The sequence below is a fragment of the Nocardiopsis listeri genome, from assembly GCF_020741345.1.
GTDB classification, from domain to species: domain Bacteria; phylum Actinomycetota; class Actinomycetes; order Streptosporangiales; family Streptosporangiaceae; genus Nocardiopsis; species Nocardiopsis listeri_A.
In genome coordinates, this window is sequence record NZ_DYZD01000112.1 from 1 (window position 1) to 5,675 (window position 5,675).

Consider the following 5,675-nt stretch of genomic DNA (forward strand, 5'->3'; position numbering starts at 1 on the left):
CGACCATCTCCTCCAGGCGGTCGCGTTCCACCAGGGGCACGAGGGCCGGTTCGCCCGGGCGTGGCAGGTCCTCGGAGCGGTCCCAGGCGAGTTCGGCCACGACCGCCTCCCTGGGCACCCCGGAGTCGACCCGCCCGACCAGGTCTACCTGCTCGTGCAGCGGGCCGGGGGCCGGCAGGTGGGTCAGGGCGGCCCAGGACTCCTCGAAGTGGTCGGCGATCTGGGCCAGGAGCAGCCCGGCCGCGCGGGTCACCGCCCCTCCCCTGCCGGGGAAGGCGCGGTCGGTGAAGGTGCCGGCGGGGTCGGCCAGCAACACGCCCTCGGCCCGGCGTTCGGGTTGCAGACCGGTCAGGCGCGCCACCTCCGCGACCAGGCCCTTGGTGCGCAGGGCGGCGGCGACCTCGGGTTCGACGTCGGCGTAGTAGACCACCGGGTACTCCACCAGCAGGCGGCGGGCGCGCCGGGCCACGCGTTCGGGGGCGGCGTCCGGGCCGAGCGGGTCGTCGAGGAGCCCGGCGGCGCTGTGCAGGTGTTGGACCGGCCGGTTGGGGCGGAAGAGGATCTCGCAGATCTCGTGGTCGATGTCGAACAGGGCGTCGGCGTGTTCTCCGCCGCGCGCCCAGGCCTCCACCGAACCGTCGGACAGGTGCAGGGCGCCGCGTTCCAGCAGCCAGTGGGCGACGTCGACCAGCGCGGCCTTGTGGGTGGAGTCGGTGGGGTCGTAGCCCAGGCCCTGGACGTCGTTGGCCGAGGGGGTGAAGCGGCGGACCAGGTCGCCGAGGCTGATCTCGACCTGGGAGCGTTGGAAGGAGGCCAGGACCAGGCACAGGTAGGCCAGACGTCGCCGGTCGAAGGGCTTGCCCTTGCGTGCGAAGACCTGGCGCTGGGTGGGGTCGAGCAGGTCGAGTTCGCGTACCAGCCGCACGTGGTCGGTGGTGGCGATGAGCCGGTAGCCGAACAGGACGCGCAGGTCCTCGGCCATCTGGTCGGCCCAGAACAGGACCTGGTCGAGCACGCCGGGGCGCGGCCGGGCGGCGGTGATGACGTCGCAGGTCAAGACTCTGCGCACGGCCTGTTGGTAGGTGCCCAGGTCCACGTCCGGAACGCGCGGTCGGGTGGCCTTGGCCATCACTTCCCCCTCCTGGTGGCGAGTTCGAGGCGGAACCCGGGCAGGTGGAGGTCGCCTTGGACGGTGCGCACGGTGGCGCCCTGGTCGCTGGGCACGAGCCGCACGAGGGTTCCGGCGTCGTCTCCGGTGGCCGAGCTCAGGCGTCCGGCGACCACGGACCGGGATTCCAGGGCCTTGGTGACCAGTCGCAGCAGGACGCGGGTGTCGCTGTCGTCCAGGACGCGCTCGTGCGCGCCGTCCTCGACCAGGCGTCGCGCGGAGGCGCGTTCGGTCTCGCGGTCCTCGCGTTGGCGGCGGCGCAGTTCGGTGCGGGCGCCCCGGTCCCGGCGGACCGGCTTGGGCACGCCCGGGGTGGGCGATCGGTCGTTGCGGAACAGGGTGACCGAGACCTCCACCCCGGCGGCGTCGTGCCAGGAGTCGGAGGGGGAGAACTCGTCGCCGTCCTCGTGGGCCACGCCCAGGTGGCGTGCGGAGCGGGTGTTGAAGGCGGCGCCCATGAGTGCGTGGGCGGCGCCGTCGTCGGGGGTGTCGAACACCCAGGCGGCCAGGTGGCGCAGCTGGGTGGAGCGGTTGACGCCGCCGCGTTGGGCCTCGGTGATCTGGCGCAGGAGCGCGACCACACCGGAGACCGCCGAGCGAGTGGCCTGCCCGAGTTCGGCGGCCCGGGTGGGCGTCCCGCCCTCGGTGGCGAACCAGGCGCGCAGGGCCCGCCAGCGGCGGTGCCAGTCCTCCAGGCGTTCGGAACGGTCCATGAACAGGCGTTCGTCGGCGTCGGCGGCGCGGGAGAGCAGAGTGGTCAGGCCGGTGGCCTCGACCTCGTGGACGGCCCGGTCCAGGCGGGGCAGGTGGCGGTCCAGTTCGGCCATGAAGTCGGACATGTGGACGAGCAGGGCGTTCTTGTGGCGCAGGAAGACCTCGGGTGAGGCCTCCGTGGAGCGCAGGATCTCCCCCAGGGTGACGTGGAACTGGGCGGAGCGGCGCCCCATGTCCTCCATGACCGAGTCCAGGCGGGACAGGCGACGGTAGACGTCCTCGACCCGGCCGGTGCGGTTGGCCTCGGCCAGGGCGCCGAGGTCCTCCAGCACGTCGGAGAAGACCAGGCGGGAGAGGTTGACGTCCTCCACGCGCGCGCCCAGGACCCCTTCGACGGCCCGGTAGGCGCGGTAGCCGAGCTCGCTGAACTGGTAGACGGACTGGCGGTTGCGGTAGCCGGCCAGGCTGCCGGCGCGGGAGGCGTCGTCGAAGCGGTGCACGACGCCGTCGGTGGCGAGTTCGTCGAGACGACGGCGCAGACCGGGGGCGTCCATGATGGGGGCGTCGGGGTGGTGCGCGGCGAGTTCCCGAAGGGTCGACTCGACCTCGTGCGCGCCGACCTGCACCTGGTGGACCTCGCGGCGCCGGTCCACGGACCGCAGGATCCACAGGTAGGTGACGTGGTCGTCGCGCCGGGTGAAGTTGAACAGGCGGAAGCGGTCGCTGACGGCGAGCGCGTCCAGATCCAGCGCCGCGCGTTCGACCACAGCTTCCACCCCCGTGTCTCGTGGCTCACGGTCCGCACCCCCGTGTGCGAAGACCACGCCTGGGCCATTGTGGCAGTGCGCGGAGACAACCCGGTCCCGCATCCTTCGGGGCCGCCCCGCACATGTCGGCTCCCCGTGCGAGGATGTGGCCCGCTATGTCTCCACCCACATCCCCACCCCCTGGGAGGAACGTGACTGTACGGCGGCGTCGACGCGGGCGGCGAGGGCGACGGTGGGTCCGATGGGTCCGTGGTTCGCTGCCACTTGCGGTGGTGGTGCTCCTGCTGGGGCTGGGGTGGTTGCGAGACAACGCCGATCGCCCACTCGTGTGGCTGTTCGTCGGGGTGGTGGCCGTGCTCGCGTCGGCCGCGGCCGGCCGGTGGGTGTGGTCGCGGTTGCGCCTGGCGCGGGAGCGGTGGATCGTCTCGCGCACCGGGATCGCGGGGATCGACACGATGTCGGGGATCGAGTTCGAGCGGTACGTGGCGCGACTGCTGCGCACCCACGGGTACACGCGGGTGGCGGTGGTCGGCGGGGCCTCCGACGGCGGGGTGGACCTGCGCGCGCAGACCCCCGATGGCAGGGCGTTGGCCGTGCAGTGCAAGCGCTGGCGCAGGCCGGTTCCGCCCAACGAGGTGCGGGCGTTCCTGGGCGCGCTGGCCGGAAGCCACCGCGGCTACCTGGGCATGTTCGTCGCCTCGAACGGGTTCACCGCGGAGGCGGTGCGCGAGGCCGGCGACGGGATGATCCTGGTGGACCGGCACGCTCTGGGCCTGTGGATGGCCGGCGAGCGCGCCCCGGTGCCGCCACCGCTCTGACACCGGCGCGGCCTCACTTGGGGGACCCGGCGAACGCGCCCTGCACGAAGTACCGCTGAAAGACGAAGAAGACCAGCAGCGGCACCAGCATGGACAGGAGCGCGCCCGAGGCCAGGACGTCCACGTTGGTGCCGAACTGACGCAGATCGGAGCGCAGTGCCACGGTCAGCGGAGCCGAATCCGGGCTGGTGAGGACCAGGGCGACGAGCATGTCGTTCCACACCCACAGGAACTGGAAGACCGCGAGGGAGGCCAGGGCGGGCCGGGACACCGGCAGGACCACCTTGCGGAAGATGCGCCACTCTCGGGCCCCGTCCATGCGGGCCGCTTCGAGCAGGTCGCGTGGGATGCCCACGAAGAAGTTGCGCAGCAGGAACACCGCGAAGGGCAGTCCGAAGGCCACGTGGAACAGGACGGCACCGGTGATGGAACCGAAGACGCCCAAGGCCCCGTAGAGCCGGGAGATGGGGATCAGGGCCGCTTGGACCGGCAGGACCAGCAGGCCGACGACGGCGACCATGATCCAGTCGCGTCCGGGGAAGTCCAACCACGCCAGGGCGTAGGCGGCCATCGCGCCGATCCCCACGACCAGGACCGTGGACGGCACCGAGATGTAGACGGTGTTGAGGAACGAGCGGAGGACGACGCCGTCCTGGACCAGGCCCTGGTAGTTGGCCAGGGTCAGCTCGGTGGGCTCGAGCAGGGCCGTCCACCAGCCGCTGTTGGTGTTGTCGGCCCCCGAGCGCAGCGACACCAGGAGCAGGCCCATGAGCGGGACCATCCAGAACAGCGCCACGGTGACCAGGAAGAACCGCAGGAGGCCCGAGCCCAGACCGCCGACCAGGCGCGCGGCCGTGCCTCGACGTGGGGCGCCGGTGACGGAGACCTCGACGAGCGAGGGCGACTTCTCGGCCGGGGTGGTCATGGGCGCTCCCGTCGGAACCGGCGGATGTTGAAGTACACGATCGGCAGGACCAGGACCATGAGCAGGACCACGAGCGCGCTGCCCAGTCCTTGGTCGCCGCCCGCGCCGAAGGAGACCTGCCACATGCGCAGGGCGATGACGCCGGCGTCGGACTGCACCGATCCGGGCGCGATGACGAACACCAGGTCGAAGATCTTCAGCACGTTGATCGTCAGGGTCACGAACACCACGAGCAGCAGGGGCCCCAGGAGCGGCATGGTGACCTTGCGGAACACCTGCCATTCGGTGGCCCCGTCGACCCGGGCCGCTTCGAGGGCGTCGCGCGGGATGGCGGCCAGACCGGCGGCGATGAAGGTGATCGCGAACCCGGTCATGATCCACACCCAGGAGGAGATGACCACCGGCGTGACCAGGGTGGGGCCCAGCCAGGTCAGACCACGGAAGGGTTCGGTGAAGTTGTCGGCCGCCAGATGGATCGTGTACTCGCCGGGCGGGGGTTCGGGCAGGGTGAAACGGCCGTCGTCGCCGGTGGTGGCGGAGGCGACCACCCGGCCGTCCTGAAGGGCCTGCACGGTCATCCGGGGCATGCCGATCTCCCCGTCGTCGAGGGCACCCGGTACGCCGTCCAGGGCCACGTCCAACCAGACCACGCCCCGTACCGCGGTGTCGGCGGGTTCGGGGATCGAGGCCGGGGAGGCCTGTTCGGGCAGGTCGCCGGGGCGCACCCCCACCATGGGCAGTTCGACGACCCTGCCGGGTTCGTGGGCGTGGGCACCGGTGAAGCCGCCGAGCGTGGTGTCGGGTCGCAGGGAGATGCCGCGAGGTTCGGCACCGGGGTACTCCGAAGGCGAACTGAAGGCGTCGTGCACGCTCACCATCGCCGCGTTCACCACGCCACGGTCCGGGTTCTCGTCGTAGACGAGCCGGAAGACGATGCCGGAGGCGAACAGGGAGATCGCCATCGGCATGAACAGCAGGACCCGGAAGGCGGTCGCCCAGCGCACACGTTCGGTGAGGACGGCGAAGACCAGACCCAGCCCGGTGACCAGGGCGGGGGCGACCAGTACCCAGATCCCGGTGTTGCGGAGCGCGGTGAGCGTGCGGTCGTCGGTGAACATGTGGGCGTAGTTGTCGAGCCCGACGAACCGCGCACCGGAGGCGTCGAAGAGGCTGCGCACCACCGAGTACGCGGCCGGGTAGAGCAGGAACACGGCGAGGAACAGCAGCGCGGGCAGCAGGAACAGGAACGCCGGGCCGAAGGCGCGGCGCGACCGGGAGGGGCG

At 71.8% G+C, this 5,675-nt stretch carries 5 protein-coding genes; 1 reads left to right on the plus strand and 4 read right to left on the minus strand.

All coding sequences use genetic code 11. From position 1 onward, the window contains the following. A partial coding sequence (locus K8V84_RS06690; protein WP_304071815.1) for a DUF2398 family protein occupies positions 1-1,129 on the minus strand: 1,129 nt, incomplete at its 3' end. After that, positions 1,129-2,649, minus strand: coding sequence for a TIGR02677 family protein (locus tag K8V84_RS06695; protein WP_304071818.1), 1,521 nt, complete (start codon positions 2,647-2,649; stop codon positions 1,129-1,131). The genes K8V84_RS06690 and K8V84_RS06695, both read right to left, overlap by 1 nt. 269 nt (positions 2,650-2,918) lie before the next feature. Here K8V84_RS06695 and K8V84_RS06700 point away from each other — a divergent pair, with 269 nt between their 5' ends. Next, positions 2,919-3,467, plus strand: coding sequence for a restriction endonuclease (locus K8V84_RS06700; protein ID WP_304071821.1), 549 nt, complete (start codon positions 2,919-2,921; stop codon positions 3,465-3,467). Between the two features lie 13 nt (positions 3,468-3,480). On the opposite strand, the gene K8V84_RS06705 is transcribed toward K8V84_RS06700, so the two are convergent. Both K8V84_RS06705 and K8V84_RS06710 read right to left on the minus strand, forming a co-directional pair. Next, positions 3,481-4,392 (minus strand): carbohydrate ABC transporter permease, encoded by a 912-nt coding sequence (locus K8V84_RS06705; RefSeq protein ID WP_304071824.1) that lies wholly within the window; start codon positions 4,390-4,392, stop codon positions 3,481-3,483. Further along, positions 4,389-5,675 (minus strand): ABC transporter permease subunit (locus K8V84_RS06710; protein WP_304071826.1); only part of this gene is annotated, 1,287 nt, incomplete at its 5' end. The genes K8V84_RS06705 and K8V84_RS06710, both read right to left, overlap by 4 nt.

What these genes read in the sequence shown, in the direction of transcription:
- K8V84_RS06705 (WP_304071824.1), bottom strand. Translation starts at nt 4,392, where the DNA reads ATGACCACCCCGGCCGAGAAGTCGCCCTCGCTCGTCGAGGTCTCCGTC.